Origin of the sequence: Parapedobacter sp. ISTM3, assembly GCF_016533505.1 — a bacterium.
In the GTDB taxonomy this organism is placed as follows: Bacteria; Bacteroidota; Bacteroidia; order Sphingobacteriales; family Sphingobacteriaceae; genus Parapedobacter; species Parapedobacter luteus.
The window spans coordinates 297962-321943 of record NZ_JAENGN010000004.1 but is presented as its reverse complement, the minus strand read 5'-3'; the positions used below and the strand labels follow the sequence as shown (position 1 = coordinate 321943).

General features: G+C 53.6%; 16 protein-coding genes. 9 read left to right on the top strand and 7 right to left on the bottom strand.

Annotated features, from left to right (window positions below; genetic code table 11):
- Positions 1-60: 60 nt before the first annotated feature.
- The 4 genes from JHJ32_RS08395 to JHJ32_RS08380 are packed head-to-tail and all read right to left on the bottom strand — an operon-like array spanning position 61 to position 7352.
- Positions 61-2274, bottom strand: a complete 2214-nt coding sequence (locus tag JHJ32_RS08395) for a sensor histidine kinase (protein ID WP_200120677.1) — start codon at positions 2272-2274, stop codon at positions 61-63.
- 21 nt (positions 2275-2295) lie between these two features.
- Positions 2296-4812, bottom strand: a complete 2517-nt coding sequence (locus tag JHJ32_RS08390; RefSeq protein ID WP_200120676.1) for a hypothetical protein — start codon at positions 4810-4812, stop codon at positions 2296-2298.
- Positions 4748-5827, bottom strand: coding sequence for a hypothetical protein (locus tag JHJ32_RS08385; protein WP_200120675.1), 1080 nt, complete (start codon positions 5825-5827; stop codon positions 4748-4750). The genes JHJ32_RS08390 and JHJ32_RS08385 overlap by 65 nt, the downstream gene beginning before the upstream one ends.
- Position 5828: 1 nt before the next feature.
- On the bottom strand, positions 5829-7352 hold the full coding sequence (locus JHJ32_RS08380) for a WG repeat-containing protein (RefSeq protein WP_200120674.1): 1524 nt from the start codon (positions 7350-7352) through the stop codon (positions 5829-5831).
- 136 nt (positions 7353-7488) lie between these two features.
- On the opposite strand from JHJ32_RS08380, the gene JHJ32_RS08375 reads away from it, so the two are divergent.
- The 4 genes from JHJ32_RS08375 to JHJ32_RS08360 all read left to right on the top strand — a co-directional run bounded on the left by JHJ32_RS08375 (position 7489) and on the right by JHJ32_RS08360 (position 9943).
- Positions 7489-8607, top strand: a complete 1119-nt coding sequence (locus JHJ32_RS08375) for a DUF3298 domain-containing protein (protein WP_200120673.1) — start codon at positions 7489-7491, stop codon at positions 8605-8607.
- Positions 8608-8717: 110 nt separating this feature from the next.
- Positions 8718-8912 carry a hypothetical protein gene (locus JHJ32_RS08370; protein ID WP_079716421.1) on the top strand — a complete coding sequence of 65 codons (195 nt, stop codon included), beginning with the start codon at positions 8718-8720 and terminating at the stop codon, positions 8910-8912.
- The gene (locus JHJ32_RS08365; protein WP_079716420.1) at positions 8912-9184 is read left to right on the top strand and encodes a type II toxin-antitoxin system YafQ family toxin; all 273 of its coding nucleotides are present in this window, start codon (positions 8912-8914) and stop codon (positions 9182-9184) included. Before JHJ32_RS08370 ends, JHJ32_RS08365 begins: the two co-directional genes overlap by 1 nt.
- A gap of 129 nt (positions 9185-9313) precedes the next feature.
- Entirely contained in the window at positions 9314-9943 is a 630-nt protein-coding gene (locus tag JHJ32_RS08360; protein WP_079716419.1) for a response regulator transcription factor, read from the top strand.
- On the opposite strand, the gene JHJ32_RS08355 is transcribed toward JHJ32_RS08360, so the two are convergent.
- The gene (locus JHJ32_RS08355; RefSeq protein WP_176146132.1) at positions 9906-11972 is read right to left on the bottom strand and encodes an ATP-binding protein; all 2067 of its coding nucleotides are present in this window, start codon (positions 11970-11972) and stop codon (positions 9906-9908) included. The two genes, JHJ32_RS08360 and JHJ32_RS08355, sit on opposite strands and share 38 nt — an antisense overlap.
- A 168-nt stretch (positions 11973-12140) precedes the next feature.
- Here JHJ32_RS08355 and JHJ32_RS08350 point away from each other — a divergent pair, with 168 nt between their 5' ends.
- From JHJ32_RS08350 to JHJ32_RS08340, 3 genes are read left to right on the top strand one after another with little or no spacing between them, the layout of a single operon-like run.
- Positions 12141-12827 (top strand): hypothetical protein, encoded by a 687-nt coding sequence (locus tag JHJ32_RS08350; protein ID WP_200120672.1) that lies wholly within the window; start codon positions 12141-12143, stop codon positions 12825-12827.
- Position 12828: 1 nt separating this feature from the next.
- Positions 12829-14766: a hypothetical protein gene (locus JHJ32_RS08345; protein ID WP_200120671.1), complete on the top strand. Its 1938-nt coding sequence runs from the start codon at positions 12829-12831 to the stop codon at positions 14764-14766.
- A gap of 24 nt (positions 14767-14790) precedes the next feature.
- Entirely contained in the window at positions 14791-16149 is a 1359-nt protein-coding gene (locus JHJ32_RS08340) for a hypothetical protein (RefSeq protein WP_200120670.1), read from the top strand.
- Here the strand turns inward: JHJ32_RS08340 and JHJ32_RS08335 are convergent.
- Together JHJ32_RS08335 and JHJ32_RS08330 are read right to left on the bottom strand one after the other, a co-directional pair.
- Positions 16115-18136, bottom strand: coding sequence for a BCCT family transporter (locus JHJ32_RS08335; protein ID WP_079716414.1), 2022 nt, complete (start codon positions 18134-18136; stop codon positions 16115-16117). The two genes, JHJ32_RS08340 and JHJ32_RS08335, sit on opposite strands and share 35 nt — an antisense overlap.
- A 132-nt stretch (positions 18137-18268) precedes the next feature.
- Positions 18269-19003, bottom strand: a complete 735-nt coding sequence (locus tag JHJ32_RS08330) for a GntR family transcriptional regulator (protein ID WP_079716413.1) — start codon at positions 19001-19003, stop codon at positions 18269-18271.
- 276 nt (positions 19004-19279) lie between these two features.
- On the opposite strand from JHJ32_RS08330, the gene JHJ32_RS08325 reads away from it, so the two are divergent.
- Positions 19280-22369, top strand: coding sequence for a TonB-dependent receptor (locus JHJ32_RS08325; RefSeq protein ID WP_233632550.1), 3090 nt, complete (start codon positions 19280-19282; stop codon positions 22367-22369).
- Positions 22370-22387: 18 nt separating this feature from the next.
- Positions 22388-23968, top strand: coding sequence for a RagB/SusD family nutrient uptake outer membrane protein (locus JHJ32_RS08320; protein WP_200120669.1), 1581 nt, complete (start codon positions 22388-22390; stop codon positions 23966-23968).
- Positions 23969-23982: the final 14 nt, after the last annotated feature.

The following is a 23982-nucleotide window of genomic DNA, read 5'->3' as shown; positions in this document are numbered from 1 at the left end:
GCATAGGCAATAAATCCCTGAAAAAAGGGAATTTAAGCGAAGTCACTCAGGTGCTTTCGTTCACGATCCGCTCGCCTGGATAATCTTGGCCGGTTGTGCCAAGGGAAATTCAATCTCCACTGTGGTACCCATGCCTGGCTCGCTGATGAGGTTAAGGTGCCCCTTCAGGTAATCCAGCCGCGATTGCACATTGTGTATGCCGGCCGACTTCCGCCCATCCAGCGTGACGATGTCGAACCCCTTGCCGTCATCTTCTACGGTCAGGTATAGGGTGCCGTCAGCCTGTGCCAGTTGAATCAGGATGTGCTTGGCCTCGGCATGCTTCATGGCGTTGTTTACCAGCTCCTGGATGATGCGGTAAACGACCACCTGGCGATTGGTGTCGAGGCTGTCGGTGTAGCTGACAATCTCGGCGGCAACCTCCAGGTCGCCGTGAGACATCCGGTTACAGTATTCGCGGATGGCCTCCGTGAGTCCATATTTCAAAAGCAGCTCGGGCATGAGGTTGTGCGCCACACGGCGGAGCTCATTGACCGCCGCATCGAGTTGGTTCAGTGAGCGGGTGACCTGTTGCCGGGCGGCCGCGTCGTTCACGCGGGAAAATACGGCGGAAAGCTCAATCTTGGTCCCCGAAAGCAGTCCGCCAAGGCCATCATGCAGGTCGCGCGCCAACCGCGAACGCTCCTGCTCCTGTCCGCTGAGCATGGCGGTGAGGTTGGATATTTCGTGTTGTTGCTGGACCTGTTCCATTTCCAGCCGATGAAGATGCCTTTGCTGGGTCAACGTCTTTGAGCGCTGCCGGTAAGCGTAGAACAGCAGCGCCATCATGAACAATGCAACAGCAAAGAGGATAATGTAGGTCTGGCTGATGCGTGACTTGAGCGCCACTTCGCGTTGCACGGCTGCGAGCTCCTGCTCCTTCTGCTGATTTTGGAGGTTAGCAAACGCCAGTTGCTGGCGCTGGTTTTCTTCGTTGAGTTTCATCACTTCAATCGCTTGCCGCTGTTCGGCAGCACGAGCATCCATCAGCTTGAGTTGCTGTTCCTTTTGCGCGGACTCCAGGCGCAGTTGCCCCAGTGCCTGTTGTTGCTTGGCGCGCTCGTATTGGGCTTCCAGCCGTGCAGACAATTCCAACTTCTCTGCATCGAATCGATCCTCGGCGGCGGCTACGTACTGCTTGTAATAATGCAGCGCTTCGGTATGCTCCTGCTGCCCCTCCGACAGCTCGGCAAGGTTCCGGAAAATAAGGGGAAGCGTTTCGGTATTCATGGCCGTCTCCTGCGAAGCGGCAGCCAGAGCGGCCAGCAGGTAGGTTTTTGCATTTTCAGGCTGATGGCTGCTCCGTGCCAGGGCAGACAGGATACCGTAGCCAGCGGCTTTGAATTGGGTATGCCCATACTGGTCGGCGATTGCAATCGCCTTGCGCGCATACTTTTCTGCCTGCCGCCGGTCAGCCGTATCGGCGTTGTTGAGGTGCAGGTTTGCCAGGTTAATGGCTGCATGCGCCAAATCGGTGGGCGAGGTTCCCATCGTTGACGGGTTATCCTCGAAGAGGGCTATCGCGCTCCGGTAATAGCGCACTGCACTGTCGGCAAACGATGGGTTTCCGGTTTCCGAGGTAAGCGTCTCATACAGGTGCCCCATGCGCATGTGTGCATCGAACAGGGCCGATGGTTCTTTCCATTTTACGGCCAGGCCCAGATTCAGGTAGGCATACTTCGTTTGAAGGTCGGTAGCCCGCCAATTGGCGTATATCGCATACAGTTCGCTGTAGATCGAACGCTGGTAGGTGTGGGCGCCGGTGTTTTCGAGCAGGCGGAGGCCCTCCACAAAGGTGGTTACGGCATCCACCTCGCGGCCGGCGCGCGCCAGTAACCATCCCCGGCAATAGTGCACGTAGCCCTTAATTTTGCGGTCGGCGGTGCGGGCCGCGAAAACCGATGCGCTGTCGATGTACCGGGCAGCCCGTACCGAGTCGCCCAGTATGAACGTGTTGAGTGACCGTAGTCCGTATAGGTACGCGGCATATTTGCCGTCTTGCCTTTTCCGCGCCAAGCGGATGTTTTCTTCCAGAACGGCTATCGCTTCGTCCCGACGTTCGTTGAAAAACAATGCGCGGACATAGGGACCGGCCTTCAGGAATTTCTCGCCGTTTTCGTAGCTGGCCTGCTGATAGGCCTTGGCCACGGCATCCAATGCGTCCTGTGCACGGCAAACCAACACGGCCAGGCAGCATACCAACGAACAGGTGAATGATAAGACGATGCTTCTCATGCGTTCCGTTATCGGCCTGCACTACGGCCTGTTTATGAAATCAGCGAGGTAGGTACATTCCCGTACGGCCGCCTGGAAAAACGCCGTATTTCCGTAGTGGGTTTCCAGTTCCCCGAAATACCTGTTCCGTTGGCTGAACAGCCAGAACGGGTCGGGCCTATTGCCGTATGAGAAGCCACCGTCGTAATACGCTTTCAGGCTGGGGTAACTGTACCGCTTCTGTTCGCATTTAGCCAGCATGAACGTGCATTTCGCGCGGAATTCGGGATCTTTGCTCAGCTCGCGCGCCTTCTCGTACCATGCTGCCGCCTGGCGGGCATCGTGGTAATCGCCGGCATAGTAATAATTTCCCCGGATGTAGTTGTGCGTACTGGTCCAGTGGTAGCTGATCAATTGCCATGCGTTGCCGAAAGCGCCGGTCTGGTACACGCCGTTGGCCAGCTGGAAGTAATAGGAGGCCGCATTGCCGGGGTCTTCGGCAATGCGCCGTTGCAGGTCGGCCATGGCCTTCGCGAATCCGGCTTTGGTGAGCGGTGTGCCGCCGAAACGTTTGGGGTAGTCGTTGATGGCAGTGATAAACGGGTCAGGGTACAGCGGCTGTTCCTCCCCGCCGTACCAGTCTACCGGCGATTCGCGCTGGAATTGTGGAGAGAGCTTTGCAAACGCGCGGGATGCCGCGCCATACGCATGCGTGCGCAAGTACGCGGTGCCCAGTAAATCCCAATAGTCGTCGCCGGTGAGGTCGCCCAGCAGGCTGCCGAAGAGGGGCGCCCATGGCGAATCCATGCCTTCGGTAGCCCAGCGCCCCAGTTGTTCCAGTGCGGTGGGGGGCAGTTGCTCCTGCCAGAACGTCGCAGCGCTCCACGATATCCGCGAAAGCAGGGACTTGCCGGCGCTTCCCGCGTGTCCCGGGGAAGGGATATCCGCCTTCAGCATGGCCATTGCGGCGAGGGCGGTATCGCCGGACGCCATGAAGTGCGGCGCAAGCAGCGATTGGTAAAAATTGGTAGCCGTGCGGGTAAAGCGCAGGTCTTTCTGCGCCCAAAATGCATAGCCCGGTTCGTCGCCCGCCCGTTCCATGGCTTCCCGTAGTTCTTCACTGCGTTTGGCATCCAGCCAGTTTAAGGTCTCGGTTAACCGCGCTACATCGGCCGGCTGCGACGTCTCCAGCGCCCGTGCACGTACCAGCAGGTCGACGGTGCGGTATTGGTCGGCCAGTCGGGGCGAAAGTGTCCCGGGAGCCAGTCCGCCCAGCAGGGCCACGGCTTCGGTATCCTCGTGCAGCAGCCAATGGAGGTAGGCTTCTGCGACGGTGCCGAGCGCCGGTTGGGGATAAGCGGCATCGGCCGACAGCTGCCGGCAAAAGCCGATGATTGCCCGTGCATGTGCCTGCGCGGCTGATGCCGGGGTGCTGCCGTCGTAGAACCCCCACCCGCCCCATCGGCCCTGGTAGTAGGGCGACTGCTCCGTGAGGCGCGATTCCAGCTTATTCACTTCGCGGACGAGGAGCGTGGCGACCAGCGGGCTGCCCGGCGCCAGCCGGTACACCGTTTTCAGGGTTGCGGTATCGAGGTCCGCATTTCGGAAGCCCAGCGCCGCGTGGATGGTTGCCCGTTCGTTATCGGACTGTGCATGGGCCAGTATTTCTTCAACGGGCACATCGATGTAGTGGATGTTTTTATAGGCCTGTACGCGCCTTTCGGGGTTACTGGAAAATACATTTGCGAATAAGTACGCCGCTTCCGCGGGCTCCCCGAGGCGCCGCAGCGCACCTGCTTTCAGCATCAGCGCCCAGCCTTTCAGGGCTGTCGTGGCAGGCACCTCATCAATCCACCGGTCGTAAATGCGGACGCAGTTGGCATAATCGCCGGCATAATGGTACATGCGTGCCGCCTGGTAGGCGTAGCGCATGCGAAGAAACGGGGCTTTCCGGTGCTGCCTTGCCAATGCCTCCGCCTGTGCGGCCAATACGTTCATGCTAGCGGTATCACGCGGTTCGGGATTCCAGTAATGGTCATAACCCGCATGCGCAGCCAGTGCATGGGGTTCCGCGGTCTTGGCAAACAGGTAAAGCGCGCGGGCATTTTTGTTGCGCGCCAGCGCCTGGAGGTAGGTGTTTTCCGAAAGGCTGTCGGGCAGCGGGGCGGCCTGCGTTTCCAGAAAAGCGCGTATAGCGGAGTCCGTGGCGGCATCGGTGCGGTACATCGCGGCGTGCACATCAGCAGGCCGTACGGCCTCACCTAAGTATTCAGCCCACTCCGCGCTGTTGATGCGGGACTCGCTCCCGGGTTCCTCCTCATCGTAGAGAAAGCGGAGGTCGGTAAACGAAAAGGGCGCATACCCGTCGCCGGCCACGTTGTTGTGAAAGTACGACACATAATAGTCGTACGGGTCGGGTTCGGGACCGCAGGCGATATTGAGTGCGATTTCGCCGAAGAAAGCGCCTTCGCCGAAGAAAGCGCCGGCAAACGCACTAAAAACAATCGATAATTTCCTGAAGCGATGCATGGGTGAATAGCTGTTGTGGTGAAGGTACATGTGATAATGCCGATGATGTTTCGGCTGGAAGGCCAGCCAGCAAATTTTTGTCCAGGTGGTAGTAGAGCAGGGTGAAGTCTGCCGCAGGCAGCTCATCGGCGAGGAAACGGGCGGCCCGGCGTACGTCCGCATAGCCGACATGCTCACGGCGGATGATGTCTCCCTTCCGTAGGCCGGCCCGGGGCAGCGGTGCCTTCAGCCGGAAGAGCGACGTGTCGTCCAGCGGGTTGAACAAGGCGGTGTCCGAAAGCAGGGCGGGGTCCAGGCGCTTACTGATGCCGGCATATTGTCCGTCACGGAACACCACTGACCAGCTAAAGAGCGGAAGCGCCACATCCATCGGCAGCGGATAGGCGCGCAGGTACCCCTTCAGGTATACGCGCATTTCGTTGATGTCCAGGATGGAATTTTGCGGCCCGAACCTGCGCAGGTTGCCCATGTTGTAGCACATCAGCAGCACCTTATCTACCGGCGGTGTGCCGCTGCTGTGCGGATTGCGCACCTGGTGCAGGCGCAACGTGGCCGAGAGCAGCGTGCCCGCCGGCATCCGCTGCCGTATCCGGTCAAGGAGGTGGAAGTAAGCCTCCCGGGTACTGGCGGTCCAGTCGCAATCGATTTGCAACTCATCAAATTCCGATTTACCTGCCTGCTTGATTTTGCCCAGCACGAAGGCGCTTACCCGCTCAGCCAGGCCGTCAAGCTCGGCTTCCGTACGGTCTTTGAGCACCTGGTTGGCGATGAACACCACCGGAACCAGCTGGAGGGAATCGGGCAGCGTATCCTTGAACACGATGGGAGAGACCGGAATCGGTTCGCCGTTCGGCCCTTGGTTGTCCACATCCATGATCCGCACGAAAAGCCGCTTTGCGCCTAACCCGCTCAGGTAGGCTTGCTCCGTCTCATCGGCTTGGTACACGGTCTTCCAGTAATAAAAGGCCGGCTCGACCTTCCGCCCGTGCTGCGTGCAGCCATACGAAAGGGTAATGAATGCCATTAAACCAAACCACCGTCTCATTTCAGTTGCTTTTCTCCCGGAATTCCTGTTGCGTCTGCCAATTTACATAAAACCGGGTATAACCGAGCTTTTCATCGTAATAAGATACCGTGCCATCGGCCGACATGTCGTGGTATTTCGGCGGAATGACGACGCGATCCGACGGTAAATGGTACAAGCCGTAGAGGCTGTCTTTGCCGGGCTTAAAAGTCCAATAGCCCTGGCGCAGATTCAGGCAGCGGATGTAATGGTGCTCAGGTTTCCAGCGCCAGTCCCCCGCCTCGGCATCCCAAACGCCCATGCGTTCCGTACTGTCGCGTTTGATGGTCACCTCATATAGCTTGTCTGCTATGTTGCTGTAAGCGGCAATTCGCCAACCGGTTTCCACGGCCTCTTCTGGGACGGTGTGCCCCGCGGGAGGCCATAGGATATCTCCCGAAGGGATTACCACGGTGAATGTATTGTCAAGCGGCGGGTCCATGTGCCAGTGGCCCGCCGTATCGACCATGGTGTGTTCGAACCAGGATGCCTGCCGATTGAACCACCGCAGCATGAAGCGGTCTGTGCCGGGCATCCCGCTGATCAGTCGAGCCGTACGGAGTACGGTGTCGGCGGCGACGCCATGAACGGCTGCTGCGTCTATCCTTGCAGGAAATGCTTTGCTGAAATCGGGAAAGATATACTGGTGTCCTTCGTCGTCTGCAAGCACCATGGCACGGCACGCATCATCGTATCGATTGCTGCTTACGGGAATGGAAAGTGACAAGCCGTTGATAGCGGTGTGCAGGCTGTCGACCTGTCTATACCGCGTGCCGGAAGTCGGTTTTCCCTCGCGGTCAATCAACCGGAAACCGTTTCCCCGCTGCTGCAGGAGCAGTCCGCCATCTACCTCGTCAAAAATATGCCGCGCCAAGCGCTTTACCTTCCGGTCGGTGAGCTTAAAAAGCCTGTTCCCTTGCAGGAAGTGTAGCCTGCCCAGCGGCCTGATAGCAAACTGCTGGCCATAACTGCTTGCCGCTGGTACGCGTTGTGAATAAATGGTCTGATTCGTTTCCAGTACGGTGATTTTCACGTGAGCGCGTTTAACCTCGGTATCAAACAACCGGCTATCCGATGAGCCACCGGTAATGGAAAACCCCGGCAGGAAACGCCACTCCCAAAACCGGAGCCGATTGGTATAGGTCCGTTCCGTCCGGGCGAGCGTACGGTTGCCGGCCACTCGTAAGTAAATGTTTCTGTACCGGAAGGGGATAACCAGCTCGCCGGACTTATCAATTACGCCATAACGCAGTTGCTCATCTTCCACTACGGCGAAACCGGTGGAGGTAAACGTTCCGGCGGAGCGGAACGAAGGGGGAATGACGACGTTCATCTGTTCGTCGGCATAGCCATACCGGCCATCGGCTGCCAGGTAAAGATAATGTTTCATTGTATCAGTGCGTTGTCCACTGGGCGGTTGCACAGGGGGCGCCATACAGGCGCTGGCCGACGTGCTCAATACGGCAGCCAGCGTCAGGGCAATCGGATGTGCACAGCCATTTCGCATGACGCAAAGTTAGTGCGGCCCGGCAGGGAAAAAAATAGTGGAAATCAGGGGTATTTTTAACGGTTGAAAATCCCTGATTTCAGTGAGGGCAGTCGCCGGTTTTGTCGGTATTTTTGTGCCGGTGTCAATTATCGCAATGAAACGGTTGTCCTTACTTCTCCTTTTACTGTGTGTCTCGTCCGCAATTCTGGCGCAATCGCCGGGTTATTACCTCCTTGAAGGGAAAATCGGTCAGCACGCGGCCTGTATGGAAATTGCCATTTATCCGGCACTGGAAGCCGGATTGCCCGAGGAAATACCGCCGGTTGCAGCGCACTATTACTTGCTCGATGAATGCTTACCCGTTGAGTTGTACCGCAGTTCACGCAGCGGTAATTTTCAGTCGCTGGTACTCAGTACGTGGTTAGACCAGGGCGACAGCGAAACGTTTACCGGCGCGTTTGACGGCCGCTCCTATACCGGTATGCTGGCGAGCGAAGCGGATACCGTCGCCTTCCATTTCACGCTGTCGGATAGGCGTGGGGTCGAACGGTTTTTGCCGTTTGAGCGGCACACGATTGTGACGGTGGAATCCGGGCAACTGGAGGAAGCCCTGGAAGGGACCATGCAGTTCCGTGGATTTTTGCCCGGTGACGGGGCTTTGGCCGGGGAGTTGACAGCGCTCATCACGGGCGGTGGATTCACCGATTTCGGTGCATATGCCGATCAGCAGCTTGGCTTGTTCGAGGAAGGATATGAAGCCGAGATGACGGATAGGGTGGAAGAGCTGGATGAGCAGCTTGCGTATACCCTGAATCACCAATACGAATATTCGGTTTACCCGGTGCTCAACACCCCTGATTACCTGGTCATGGGTTTCAGCACCTTTCGTTATACGGGCGGTGCGCATGGCATGTCGTCCCAGCACTTTTACACGTACCGTAAGCGCGACAAAAAATGGCTTCAATTGGAGGATATACTGGATGTCGGTCAGGAGCAGGCCCTCAATGGACTGCTGGATGCCGAAGTGCGGGAGCAGTATGGTATTGAGCCGGACGTGAAGCTCAATGAAGACGAATACGGTATTTTCATTGCCGATTCGATCACCTATTCATCGAACTTCATTTTATCGAAACAGGGCATTACGTTTCATTACGGGTTATATGAGCTGACGCCCTATGCATACGGATACTTCAGGTTGTTTGTGCCCTATGAAAAGCTGAAGGCCGTGTTGCGCCCCGGATTCCGCTACGATTCGGACTCCACCGCGATGTGAGCATCCCGAAAATCAGCCATTTTCATGGATAAGCTCACTTCTTTCGCTATCAATGGCGAACAATTTTATTTTTTCGTACTTTTGGGGGGAGTATCATTAAATGTGCGGATATGGAAATCACGATAAAAATCGATAAGCGAAGCAAACAGGCAAAAGTATTCTATGAATATCTTAAAACGCTTCCTTTTGTAGAGTTTGAAGAACCTCGTTACAATAAAGATACTGAAAAAGCGATAAAAGAGGCTAAATCAGGCAAGACGACCAAAACCACGCTGGAGGATTTCAGAAAAGAACTTTACTCGTAATGTATCAACTTGAACAGACGGGAAAGTTCAAAAGAGATATTAAACTCGCAAAAAAGCGCGGTTTGGATATGCGACTTCTCGATGAAGTCGTTACCCAGTTGGTTGAAAAAGGTACACTCCCGCAAAAAAACAAACCGCACAAATTGACGGGTAAGTACAAAGGGTTTTGGGAATGCCATGTCCAACCCGATTGGCTGTTGGTTTGGGAGCAAGAGGACACCATAAGGCTCATTACATTGGTAAGAACAGGCACACATAGCGATTTATTTTAAGTACATCTGGAAAGAGCCACAACCTCTGATTCCGCCGCGATGTGAGCATCCCGAAAATCAGCCATTTTTCAGAACGGCACGGCTGGTTTGGGAAATTATATCGAATTTTAAGCCAGCTCAATTTTTATTATGGTATCCATTTTCATTACAGATGATCATCCGCTGGTGTTGGAAGGGCTCAAAAATGTACTTTCCGAAGCCGACGGCTTTCAGGTCAGCGGATGCTTTGCCAACGCCGCGGCGACGCTGGAAGCCATTGGATCGGAACCTCCCGCGGTGCTGCTGCTTGACATCAACCTGCCGGATATCAACGGCATCGACCTGGTCCGGAAAGTAAAGGCGCTGTCGCCGGCCACGCGGATCATCGCGCTCAGCGTGCATAATGAATACGCGGTAATCAACAGCATGTTTCAGGAAGGCGCCGACGGCTACATCCAGAAGAATGCGGTGGGGGAGGAAATCGTCGACGGCATCCGTACCGTCATCAACGGCCGGCGCTTCCTGTGCTCGCAGTCGGCCGAAATCATGAAGCGGAAAACCACGGAGGGGCTGAAGAGCGTACCCAAGGTCACCCGCCGGGAAAAAGAGATCCTCCACCAGGCGGCCAAAGGACTGACCACGCAGGAGATCGCCGCGGTACTGTTTATCAGTCCGCATACCGTAGAAAGCCACCGCAAGAACCTGATGGAAAAGTTTGAGGTCAAGAACCTGGCATCGGCCATCAAACTGGCGATGGAATACGGGCTGATACAAGCGTAGCCGATATGGGGCATTCGACGGTAAACGTCGTGCCGACTCCGTTGTCGGACCGGATATCGAATGTGCCCTCCAGCAAATCGGTGCGCATCCCCACATTTCGGAGCCCTGCGCCGCTGCGGGAGCGCGCAGTGTCAAATCCCCGGCCGTCGTCTTCGACCACGAGCGTGACCGTGGCATCGGATTGCTGCAACTGCACCAGTATTTCCGTTGCTTCCGCATGCTTGACGCAATTGTTGATCAGTTCCTGTGCAATGCGGTAAAGCGCCATTTCGCGCGACCGCGCGACCGGTTGGCGATAGTGGATGACCTGATAGAAAACCGGTACACCCGCGCGTTTTAATTTGTCGCAAAACTCTCGCAATGCCTCCACCAGACCGTACTTGACCAGCATGGACGGCATCATGCTGTGGGCGATTCCACGCAGTTCTTCCACCGCACCATCCACGTTGCTGGCTACCGAAGCCAACATCGGGCGCTGGGCAACGTCTTCCGGCAAGGCATGCGCAATGCGTGAGAGATCCATCTTGATGCTCGAAAGAATACCCCCCAGTCCATCGTGCAGGTCGCGCGCCAGCCGTTCCCGTTCTTTTTCCTGGCCTTCCAGCAGGGCAGAGAGCAGGGAGTTCCGATGTACCTGTTCCATGCGTTCCACATCAAGGGCGTGCACGCGCTGCTGCTGAACCAACAGCTTGCGTTTATTGCGGTACAGCAGGAAAATCAGGATGCAGGTGGCCAGCAAAGGGACGGAAATACCGAGCAGCAATCCGATGTACCAACGGTTGCGCTCAATGGCGAAATCCTTTTGCTCGTTTTCCCGTTGCAGCATCAATACGTTGTTTTCCGCCTCGGCCAGCTTGTATTTTTCCTCCATTTCATGGAGGGTTTTGGTATTTTCCACGTAATGCAGGCTGTCTGCCAAATCGATGTATTGCGCCAGGTAACGATAGGCCCGGTCTGGCTGCTTGAGGCGATGCTCCATGCGCGATAGTGCCCGGAGCGCCTTCAACTGGTACGTGCCTACCTGGTTGGTTTGGCTGGTCTGCAGCAGTTCGTCCAGCAACGGCCTCGTCTTGGCAAACTCCCCCCGGCGCTCGTACAGCTCCGAAAGATGCAGCAGGATGTCGCAGGACGTATAGGTGTCGTTGTATTGCCGCGCAATGGGCAAACCCCTGCGGAAGGCCTGCTCCGCTCCCGTCAGGTCGCCCGAAGCGAGTTGGTAGCGCCCTTTCATGTTGTAGTAATCCGCCCATTTGCGGTGTCGGCCATCCAAGGACAGCAGGTAGTGGAGTGCGCTATCGAGGTAGGCATTTCCCTGACCATTATAGGTATCTGGCGGTGCATCCGGCAGGTTATCGGTGCGTAGACCGTGCCCAGCAAGGATGATGTAAATGTCGGCGATATCGCTATGGCGTATAGGCGTTAGCTGCTTGTATTGATCAGCCGCCGCCAGGAAATAGTGTGCCGATTTATCGTATTGCTGTTGGTTGTTGAATAAAATACCGATGTTGGTATTGATGAGTGCCAGGGACTCCATGTCGGCCAGCTGGTTGAGCAGGGGGAGGACGTCCAGGTAGCCGCTCAGCGCGTCATCGACGCGATTGCGCTGCCAGGCGATGTTGGCCGCATTGATTTGGCTTTTGGCATACAGCACCCGTGCGTTGCGTGCGGTGTCGTGTTCAGTTAACTCCTGAACCCGCCTATTGTAGCGGTCGGCTTCATCGGTCCGGTAATGGTCGTAGTGCCAGGAGCCTATATTCAGGTAGGTCTTCGCCTCACTGAGCGGATCCCGGCTCCTGATGGCCAGATCCAGCACCTGTTTCCACAGCGTCAACGCTTTGGCTGAATCGCTGTGTGGCACCCGCCGGGCCATTTCCGTCAGGATAGCGATCTTCGCGGAGTCTGTGGTCGCCGTCTTGAATTCCTGCGTGAGGCTGTTTGTTTGGCGTGGCGCGGCTATCACGGTGCCGATTCCGAAGAAGCATACAGCAGAAACGACGGCCAGCCAACAATGCATGCGGGGATTGTCCATAGGCCTTTTTGCAATTATGGGTTGCAAAATAAGCAAAATATGTAATAAATGTCATGGGTAGCAGGAAGAGAACAACGCCGACCCTGCTATCATTAATAAACCCCGGAAAACAGGGGTTTCGCGAGCGGGAACGAAAGACTATATTTGCCGGTGTTATCGAAAGCTTCCATGATTAAGACGAAAAGTCGACTTGTCCGGTTAATGTGCGTTGTACTGTCATGCTCCTGTCTCACCTCGTGTTTTCAGATTATTGAAGACATTTCCGTGCGTGAGGATGGTTCCGGAACGGTGACGCTGACGGCCAATCTGAGTCAAAGCCGTACGAAGCTCGCGTCAATTATGCTGTTGGACAGCGTCAACGGCTATAAGGTGCCCTCACAGGCGGATATCCGCCGCGAGATGTCCGCGCTGGCCGATCGGCTGGCAGCTATACCCGGCATTACCAACGTCACGCATCAGGTGAATTTCGATACCTACATCGCCGTGATGAAATTCTCGTTCAGCAACGTGTCGGACCTCAACGACGTGATGAATATGGCGTTCAAAGAAATGAAGATGCCGATGGACAGCCAGAGTTCATATGCGTATGACCGGCGCCATGGCACATTCAGGCGGGCGTATACGCATCTTCCGCAAGCGAAGGCGGAGTATAACCGGCTGAAGCCCGCCGATCAGGCCATATTCAAGGACGCGTTATATACCAGTATCTACCGCTTCGAGCGGCCGGTCAGCCAACAAAGCAACGGCGCAGCAAAGCTGGCCGCATCAAAGAAAGCCGTCATGTTGCAAACCCGTATCATGGATCTTATCAATGGCAACCAATCACTTTCTAACCGTATTCAATTAGCACAGTAGTATGACAAAAACCACTTCTTTCTTAACCGCCATGGCGTGTTTATGCCAGGTTTATACTTATGCGCAGGACTTGGCGCACCGTATTCCGGAGGACGCCTTTGCCGTGGTGTCCGTCAGGACCGGTCACTTTTTTAACTTGGTGGACGTGGCCGATTTCAACACCTCCACGTTGGGCACGAAAATGCTGCAAGCCTTCGGAAAGGAAGCAGGTATTTCCCTGACATCCATTGAAGATATGGGGGTAGACATCCACTCATCCTTATACTATTATACCCGGCAGACCGACAGCATATGGTATCACACCATATTGTTGCCGTTGAAAAATAGCAGCCAGTTTGCTAAGGGGTTCGGTGGCGGTGCCCTCACTGAAGCAGACGGTATATACCGTGCCGAAGTCGACACGGCATCGCTGGGCGCCACCGTGCGGTGGAATGACCGGTTGGCCGTGATTACCTTCGGCAGCGTGGTAGACGATTTTTTTTATGATGAGGGGGTGGCCGCCCGGTACGGTATTTTACAGGACAACTATGGCGATACCTATGCATACGCCGACACGTTTGACAACGATGGGTATACGGAAGAATATGCTGATGAGTACGTGCTTCCTCCTTATGAAGGTTTGGACACGACCGAGGTCGTCATTGACACCGCCGGGTGGGACATCGATACGTTGGATAACGGCTTCGGTTGGGACGATAGTACATGGGATACCGCGGCAACAGACGGCTATGATGACGGTTATTGGAGTCAGTATGAAACCAATCGCCAAAAGAAGGATTCATTGGTGGCCGTGTGGGTCGGCACTTATGCGGAGCAGGTCTTATCCGATTTGCCCCGGCAGCATATCTTAAACAATGCTTCTTATGTACAAAGCTTGGATAAGGATGCCTTGGTGACGGCATGGGTGCGTAACCTTGGACTGATTTATGACCAATTTTTCCTTTCGTTGCTGGCAGGGCGTTACCCGTCTACATCGGCCATAGGTTTCGGCAGCCTTCAGGCCGGTGTCTATGCCAATGAAGATGAACTGACGCTGAAGACTTCACTCGACGTGCAGGGCGACCTCGCTCACTCGTATGCCCGGATCTACGACCACAAAATCAACCGGAAATTCCTCCGTTACCTGGACAGCGATTCGTTGATGGGTTTTTTCGCCTATGCGATTGATATGGAAGCGTATATGGAGGAGTTTCCCAAAATGCTCGGCAAGATTTACGGTCCGATGGTGGGCGGATATGAAGAAGAAATCCATATTGGATCGGATATCCTGGCGTTGCTGCTGGATGAAAAAGCAATCGGTGAAACGGTGAAGGGGGATGCATTGTTCGTGCTGAATGGCCTCACCCAGCACGAAATTGCCTACACCGATTATGAATACGACGAGGACTACAATGTGACGGAAGTCGAAAAGACGAAAACCGAGACCATTCCCGACTTCCTCTTGATGTTTTCATCCGACAACCACGCCTTGTACCAGCGGCTTATGGACTACACAGTGAACAAAGGCGTGGGGACGTTGGACAATCGGGTGTATGCCCTGAGTCACCGCAAACTGCCCGCTCCGCTTTATGTGACTTACAGAAACGGTATTGTTTTTCTCGGGACTGCCCACAACCAACTGGAACGGATAGCAAGCAATCGCACCGTGAGCAAAGCCAGCCGGTTTCACCGGAAACTGCTCCGCCAGAATATAATGACCGGTTTTCTGAACACCCAGCAAGCCTTGGGACGATTTTCCGATGAGGAACTCTCGGCACTTGAAGAACATATCCGGTTCAAGCAATTGTTTGGCCATCTGGGGAATTTCTATTTCCGTAGCGGAAAAATGAAAGGGAATACGTTCTCCGGTGAATTTGTTGCGCAGGCGCCCAAAGATTTCAGTAATGCACTGCAATACCTGTTATGGTTGGTCGATTATGCGTCGAACGATAGGCGGTAGCCCGGCTGCGAACGATATCCGGTTATGAAGCGGCTTCTTTGGATCACAGCGGCTGTATTGGTACTCCTGACCTTGGGGACAGGCTTGTTTTTTGCCCATCGGCAGCGCCAATCGTATGCCGTGCAGGTTCCCCGGGGCGCCGTTTCGGTGGTCAAAGTCCAAGTTGACGGATTGGTTGCTGATGTGTTATGGAGCCAACTTTGGAGCCCTTCGCCTATTAAACGGGACGCGGAACGTGGCGGGACCTATCGTTTTTTACGGTCCGGTATCGGATTGGCGATACCTGCCAACCTGTTTCTCTACCAATTTGCAGATAGGCCGCGCGTGTTATTTGGTGTATTGCGTATCAATGATGTCGGGGAGCTTCAGGCGTTTATCCGCCAACAGGACTGGGCGTATGAGGCTGCGACGCCGTTTAGCCGGGTGGTATCGCAGCACTTGGTTGCGCTTCACAGCGCGGACAGTATCGCCTTCGCCCTTTGCTGGGAACCGGGTGAGCAGCTGGCGCCGGTAGCGGAACACCTCCGGGGGCTGCTGCAGGGCGACCAACAGGAGCCGTTGGCGGCGAGCCGATTCAGCGAGTTAAAGAACCGTAAGGGGCACCTCAATATCATGGGGCAACACGCGCTCCGGCTGGACTTTAAGCGCGGGGAAATAGCCTTCTCCACCGACGGGGCAGGAGATGCTGCTGAATTTCCGTCGCAGTTGAAAACGGGCAACACCGGATTCTTACAGTTACCTGCTTGGTGCTGGTCCTTGATGCCGCCTGTCTGGCAGTCTGGCGGGCATACGGTAAGCCGGGACAGCTTGATGCGGTATATCAGCGGCAAGACCTGCGTGCAGTGGCGGGGAGCTACCACGCAACAGGATACCGTGATTAACTATGCGTACGACGACGATTTCAATCCGGTGGAAGTGCGTGAGGCGGTCGATCGGTCGGTACCGGCCTTATTTGGGGCAATTTCGTCGGATACAAAGCATTTGGCCGCTTATTTGGCAGCGCAGGGTATCCTGGATGCCGATTTGGCGCGGATAAAGCCGGAGGTCTTTCCGTTGTTTTCGCTATATACTTATGCTGACGCGGATAAGCGGTTGTTTTTCAGTACGGTGCAAGATGCGGAAAAACAGCTGGCCGCCGTCGGTAAAGGCAGTGGCGGCGGAGACTTCCTGTATGGCTATTTCGACATCGTTTCCGCCACGCAACAAGGGGTCCTGCCCGGACGCTTGGAAGCCCTTCTTGCGCCGCTTTCCACCATTGAAATACAGGGAATCCGCAAGGCGGACGCGGAAATGGTGGTCCATGGGAGGATGACGCTGCCGGATGAGTCGGTCAACAGTTTGGTCCAGCTCATTCATTCCGGCGCTTTAAATTGGTTGCCGTGAATATTTCGTTTTTTACCTGCGACGACAACTCCAGAAAACGCTCATACTGTTTAAGCACATCAGCAATCACTTCTTCCCGCATAAAATACTCGATATTATATCCGACGCGGTTGTCGCCAAAATACGACTGCGGGATATAGGTCCGGTTTTGGTCGAGGTCGGGGATATTTTCTTCGCTCACCAGAAAATCGGAGATGTCTTTCTTTTCGCAACGCACTCCGTATTTGAAGTTATCAATACGCTCATGCTGGATGGTCAGTTCAACCCACATGTAATCATCCGCCGCAGCCACATTGGCCGACACCCCTTGCGCGTTGAACGCCGCAGCAAGTTCGTGAAGCGCCGGCTCAACGGTATGCTGCAGAAAGTTTACAACAGCCTTGCGATCCTTGAAGGATAAAATTCGCTGCAGGCGCTCTTTCCAATGTACGCCAGACCAAGTGACCGTAGCGGGTGAAAACTCTTTCTCATAATAGTTGACATCTACCGTGAGACCCTGCATGAGGCTGTAGCAGAAAAGCAGCATAATGAAAGAAAAGGGAAGCGCCGTAAGCAGGGTCATCGTTTGGAGGGAACCCAGTCCGCCCGCATTCAACAGCACCAGCGCCAACACCGCCAGCAATATACCCCAGAAAGCAAGCTGCCATTTGGGCGATTTGGCAGCATTTTTCGTGGCGATACTATTCATTACGAAAATCCCCGAATCTGCAGAGGTGACAAAAAAGATGAAAATGATGAAAATGGCCAGTGTACTGGTAGCTCCCGTTGCCGGAAAAAAATTGAGGAATTCGAATAGCAACCTATCCGTCTGATCGGCCATACTGCTCAACAGTCCGCCTAATTGATAGCTATCCAACCAAGTTGCACTGTTTCCGAATACCGTCATCCAGAAAAAATTAAAGGCGGTAGGAATAATCAGCACCGCGCCGATGAATTCACGGATGGTCCGTCCGCGTGATATTCTGGCGATAAATAAGCCAACGTATGGCGACCAGGAAATCCACCACGCCCAATAGAGGATGGTCCAACTGAAAAACCAGGGATGCAGATTTGGCTCATACGCGTGGGTATTGAAGGTCAGGTTGAAAAACTCGTTGATGTAATGCCCCAGCCCTTCGGAAAATGAACCGAGCAGGAACACCGTCGGCCCAAGGGCCAAAATGAACAACATCAATGCTATCGCAGCGACAATGTTGACCTGGCTTAGGAATTTCACGCCCTTGTTTACACCGGTTGTTGCCGACGTGATTGAAATGCCCATAATGACGGCCACAATGACAACCTGGTAGCCAAAGCCATAGCCGTCCATCACGCCAACCTGCACGAGCCCCGCATTTAACTGCACCACGCCGAAGCCCAGTGTTGTTGTGATGCCGAAAAACGTGCTGCATAATGCGAACGTATCAATGAGATCTCCCGCGGGGCTGTTGATTTTATCCTTCAGCAGCGGATAAAAACAGCTACGCAAAGACAAGGGCAATTTGTATCGGTACGCAAAATAGGAGAGCGATAAACCGACGACCCCATAAATTGCCCAGGCATGGATGCCCCAATGAAAAAACGTGTAGAGCTGTGCATCTTTTGCACGTTGTATTTCGTTGTGTTGGCCGAAAACCTGATCCGAAAAATGTGAAATCGGTTCGGCCACGCTGAAGTACATCAACCCAATACCCATACCCGCAGCAAACAGCATGGATACCCACGAAAAAAATGAGTATTCCGGTGTGGCGTCATTGTCTCCCAGTTTAATCGAGCCATACCGGCTTACTACCAGAAAGAACAAAAAGAACACAAAAAGCGTGACCGCCCAGATGTATACCCAATTTAGATTGGTGAAGATAAACCCCTGTATTTGGTTCAGTAACGCAGCCGCCCGTTTCGGGAAAAAGCTCGAAATGAAGGAAACAGACAGGATGAAGGCCAGGCTCGGCACCACAATGCCTTTCTTTAACGTGCTTTTCTGTATAATTCGTTGCGCGATGCCCATAATCAACTATTATATAACATGAACTGGCGTTCAATGTTTACAACGGTAGCGTTTTCCTCGTTCCTTTTATTTAATGCGGCAGGTGGTACCGCAAATCTTTTATGCGGGTTGTCTTTGGTGTTCCCTGATCGATCATTCCCGCCGGCTTTCCACGGTATAAACAAAGCTGTCTGCTTTATAATAGCCCAGATTGTATTCGATTGGTCGTTCCGCGACGTCGTATACAAAACGCTTCCGGAACAATATGGCACTGCCCTTTTCTGTTTCCAGTTTTTGGGCGATAAAGTCATCGGCTAAGATGGCGCTGATTTCTTCTTTAGAGACATAAGCAACGGTGTTATGTTCTTTTTCGAGCATCTCATACAACGGGCGCTTGAAGTCCTCGTCGCCTGTCAGGCCTATGCGGGGGTGGAAATAGGATTCGAAATAAACGAAAGGTCCTTCAGGGCGTCCGCGCAAGCGGACCAGCTTAAGTACCTTGCGTTCACTTTTCATTTCAAAGAAGTTGGCAACTTTCTGGTCAGGGAAAACCCAGCTGATATGCAGCTCGAAATTCCGGATGGGTATACCCCTTGCTTCCATCTCCTGTGAAAAACTGAGCCAGTTTTTGGATTTAGAGCTGATGGACTGAGCCGATGCCACTTTGGTGCCTACCCCCTTTTTACGAACGAGTAACCCTTCGTAAACGAGTTTATTAAGCGCCTGTCGAAGGGTGGCGCGGGAGATGGCGAGTTTTTTGGAGAGCTCGATCTCATTGGGTAATAATTTCCCGTCTCGGTATTCTGCCGTGCTAATCAGCGAGCGTAACAACTCCTCAGCCTGTACATGTAATGGAATGGGGCTACTATGGTCAATCGAAAGTTTCATGCCTGATAGTTGTATGATTTATGTGCAAACATACCAAAAAAGGGAATATCTAAATGGGGCAACCGGTTACTCGTCGATAAATCGCTCAGGAAATTTGGAGGTTTGATTTTTATTTCCATATATTTGTACGTACATATAAAAATTATTAAAACCTTTGTAATCACTAAATATTTGCCGATATAATGTTTTTTTTAGAATTAATATGAGGTTGTAAGTGCGTTGTTCGTTTAAATGTATATACATATTTACATTCAATATACCTAATTATAACTTGTTATGATTTTACATGATTTATTTTACTTGACAAAAAAGATGGGATGGGGCTCGGTGTTTTGCTGCCTAGTGTTGATAGGAGCATCACCGTCCATCGGCCATGCGCAGACGACGTTCACCGCTACAGGTGTCGTGCGGTCCGCCGACGCCTCGGGGAACAATCCGGTTCTTGAAGGGGTTAGTGTTACGCTAAAAGGGAGCGCTACGGGCACAACGACCGATTCGGGTGGGAGGTTTCGACTTGAAGTCCCAAAGACGGGGTCGGTATTGGTGTTCAATTACGTGGGTTACCAGACTCAGGAAGTGGGTGTCGCAAGTGAGCAACCGATAGACGTGTTGCTTGTGCCCAGTGATCAGCAATTGGATGAAGTCGTCGTCGTGGGGTACGGTACCCAACGCAAATCGGATCTGACGGGATCCGTTGGGGTGCTGTCCGGAAAGGAATTATTGCAGGCTCCGGTTACCAACGCGCTGCAGGGCATGAAAGGGCGGGTTGCCGGGGTCAACGTATTCTTGAACTCCGGGTCGCCAACCAGCAGCCCTCGCATTCTCATCCGGGGGTTAGGTACGATCAATTCTTCGTCCAACCCGCTTTTCGTGGTGGATGGTGTTGTGATGGAAAACATACAGTTCCTCAATCCCAACGACATTGAACGCATGGAGGTACTCAAGGACGCATCTTCCACGGCCATTTATGGAGCACGGGGAGCGAATGGTGTGGTGCTGATCACGACTCGGCGAGGTGCCAGCGCCGGAGGTACCATCGTGGGTTATGAAGGATTCATGAACGTGGGGGTATTGCCCCGTAAGCTGGACGTGCTCAATGCCGCAGAGTTTATGGAAGTGCTGGAGCGTGGATTTGCCAACCATTCGAAATACCGCACCAGCAGTATCCCGGCATTAACGCGCAGCGATCCAAGGCTGTTTGATGCACAAGGCAATCCGCTATATGATACAGATTGGCAGGAAGAGGCCACGCGCACAGCGGTATCCCATAACCACCAGTTTTCTGTGCAGGCCAAAGGCGACAATGCATCATTCGGAGCGTTCCTCAACTATGCTAACATGCAGGGTATCATGCTCAGGAGTGATCTCGAACGGATCAACGCAAAAATTGCTTATGATGCGAAACCAAAGGATTGGCTGTCGCTGGGCGTCAACTTATTAGCAAACTATACCCGCGAAAATGAAGTGGATGAAGGGGGCGGTTATCAAATGCCGCGCCGATCGATGTTGGAGATGCCTCCGATATTCCCCGTGAAATTCCCGGATGGTACGTGGTCCAACAGTAGCATGATCACCGACCCATATGGCCTGGAAGCGATACCCAATCCGGTACATGTCTTGGAAACACAGGATCGGATCCGCAAACGCCAGCAGCTTTTCGGCAATGCCTACCTGACCTTCCATATCCTGCCGGGATTGGACCTGCGTACACAATTCGGGTTTGATAAGCACGATAATAACATTCAGGAATACAGCCCCACGGACCTCATTAATATCTCGGCGCCGTTGGGATCTGCCCGTCTGGAAAACCAACGCTCGTTTTACTGGCAGGAGGAAACCTACCTGAACTACAACACCGAAATCGGCGACCACCGCATCAATGGTGTACTGGGGTTAAGTTGGCAGCAGCGTGTCTATGAAAACAATTGGATTACTGCACAGGGGTTTGCGGACGATTTTTTCCGTTTCAATGCCATCCAGTCGGCCAGCCAACCCGGCGCACCTGGCTCGTCGCATGACAAGTGGACAATGAACTCCTATTTCCTGCGTGGCAGCTACAGCTACAAGAACAAGTATCTGCTTACCCTTACGGGCCGCGTTGACGGTTCTTCGCGGTTCGGTGAAAATAACAAATACGGTATATTTCCTTCGGCTGGCATCGGCTGGGTACTGTCCGAAGAGCCATTCTTTCGCGATATGCGGGGATTGGACGAACTCAAGATCCGGTCGAGCTACGGGATAACGGGAAATACGGAAATACCGACTTACCTGTCGCTCGGAACCATATCCAGTGGTACCACCCTGCTTAACGGGACGCGGGTATCGCAAAGCTATGTTAATCGGTTGCCTAACCCCAACCTGGAATGGGAAAAAACCAACCAGTTTGATGTGGGCTTCGACCTGGCACTGTTCAACCGCCGTCTCAGCGCCAGTTTCGACTACTATTACAAGCTTACCACCGACCTGCTGCTCGACAAACCGGTACCTACGTCTACAGGTTTCACTGGTGTAAGAGACAATATCGGCTCGGTGTCCAACCGAGGTGTTGAGGTGATGCTTAGTGGCACGCCGGTGTCCAACAATACGATAACATGGCAGTCTACGCTCAATTTCAGCTTCAACAAGAACCGCATTGAAGCATTAGGTGAAAACGATGAGGATATCTTCCCTGGCCCAAGCTTCGTGTCTGGTAGCATGACTATACTCCGTGTTGGCGAACCGCTGAGCTCATACTGGGGCTATAGGCGCCTAGGCACGTGGGGCACCCACGAGGCGACAGAAGCAGCTGCGGTGGGTGCCGTCCCCGGCGAGGCCAAACGAAGCGCTGACCGCTATGTCATTGGCAGCGGACTCCCCGATTGGGTGGGAAGTTTTGTAAACAACATAAGCTACAAAAACTTCGACCTCACCATTGATCTCCAATTCGTTTATGGCGTGGATATCATGCAGCAATTCATGCACTCCATGGAAGACCGCACAGGCTATTCCAATGGATTGGCAGCAACCCTCTACGGAAGCTGGACGGAAACCAACCAAAACACGATGATCCAGCAGATCAGGAACGGTCCGTATACCGGACAAAACAGTCAGATTGATGACCACTGGGTGGCCAACGGTTCATATTTGCGCGGCAACCTGATTTCACTGGGGTACAATTTCGGCGGCGTCTCGTTAAACAGGCTTAACCTGAGGGGACTTCGCGTCTACGCCAGCGTGCAGAACGCGTTTCTTGTCAAATCGGACGAATTCAAGGGGTACGATCCGGAAGCGACATCCCACAGCGGCAACCAGTGGGGGCAGAATGTCTTTTTTCATCAATACCCTAATCCGAGAACGTTCACCTTAGGAACCAGTTTTCAATTCTAACCGACAAAACTTCAGATTATGAAAAAGTTAATCGCAATGATATTTTCCGCAGGGGTGTTAGCAACCTCCTGCTCGGACTTCCTGAAAGAAGTGCCGAAAGATGAGATTTCCTCGGGCCAGTTCTTTACGAATCCGGACCATGCGTACAACGCGGTAAATGCCTTGTACCGGTCAGGTGTTCCGTCCCTGTTTAGCGGTGGTGTTTATTCTGGAACAAGGATTATGTTTGGTCCGTACACCTCCGGCCTCATAGACAACGAATTCAAGGGACAGGAAGTACACGTGCAACATGCTCAGCAGCTTACATTGAACGGTGTCAACCTTTCGGGTTACCTGGGGGGCATCTACCGGGATCTGTACCTCGGTATTGCACGGGCTAACAACGCTATCAAATACATCCCTGCAACACCGGGACTTCCCGAAACAGAAGCCGACAGGCTTATGGCCGAAGCCCGTGTTTTCAGGGCAATGAACTATTATTTCTTGGTTCGTTTCTTCGGGGGCGTTCCGTTGATTACGGAACCCTATGAGAGCTTGGATAACCTGTATATCGAGCGGGCATCTGTGGCTGATATTTACGCCCTTATCGTTGGCGACCTGCAATACGCCACTCAACAGGAGCGCCTTCCCAACACAACGATGGCCAGTAACGGCAACCGGATTACCCACGGCATCGCAAAATCGCTGTTGGCTGAGGTCTATCTCACCATGAGCGGCTACCCCCTACAGGCCAAGCACCACGCCGATGCCGCCAGGGAAGCCCGAGAGCTCATTGCCAGCGGCGTTTATAGCCTCACCCAGCACGATCGGGATGCACAGGGCGAAGTCGTCCAAGCTAGGAGCGCATACAATAAAGCACGGCTTGCAGACAACCTGCCCAACGAACAGATCTATTATTTTGAATATACGGTAGGCATCGAAAACTCCCAATACGCACAGTGGGCGTTCCCCACGAATATTTCTCCCGAAGTGGCTTATGCGATTGTCAACAACGCTTATGAGCCCTCCGTCAGCCTACTGCAGGCATACCACCCGCAAGATGATTTGCGCAGGCAGGAAAAGCAATATTTCCATTCCTCTTACACCAGACCCGATGGCGGGGTGACCAATTTTCAGTGGGCTCCACACCTTTGGTATGATGAGCAAGCCGCATTGGAAACGGCGACATCCGGCAAAGATCTGCCAATCTACACCTACGCCAATGTGTTGCTCATTGCCGCAGAGGCAATCGCCCAATCAGAGGGGGTGACCGCGGAAGCCGTGAACTATTTGGCACAAGTGAGGAGTCGTGCGTATTGGAAACAATCGGAGGAACAGATCAAAGCTGCATTAGCCGGTTTAACCCCGCAGCAATTTGTAGCTGAGGTATGGAAAGAACGGTTGCGCGAACTGGTATTTGAATTTCATATTTGGTTTGACATCCAGCGTACACGGCAATTTCCGGTAACTGACAATGGGCAAATCAATTTTGTGGATGTGGTGGGGCACCGAAACAGTTTTGGCGCGACCTACACCGAAGGGCATTTGTTGTACCCTATACCGGATGATGAGTTGCAGCGTAACCCCGCACTTGAGCAGAATCCGGGATACACCGAATGATCATAATTAGGACA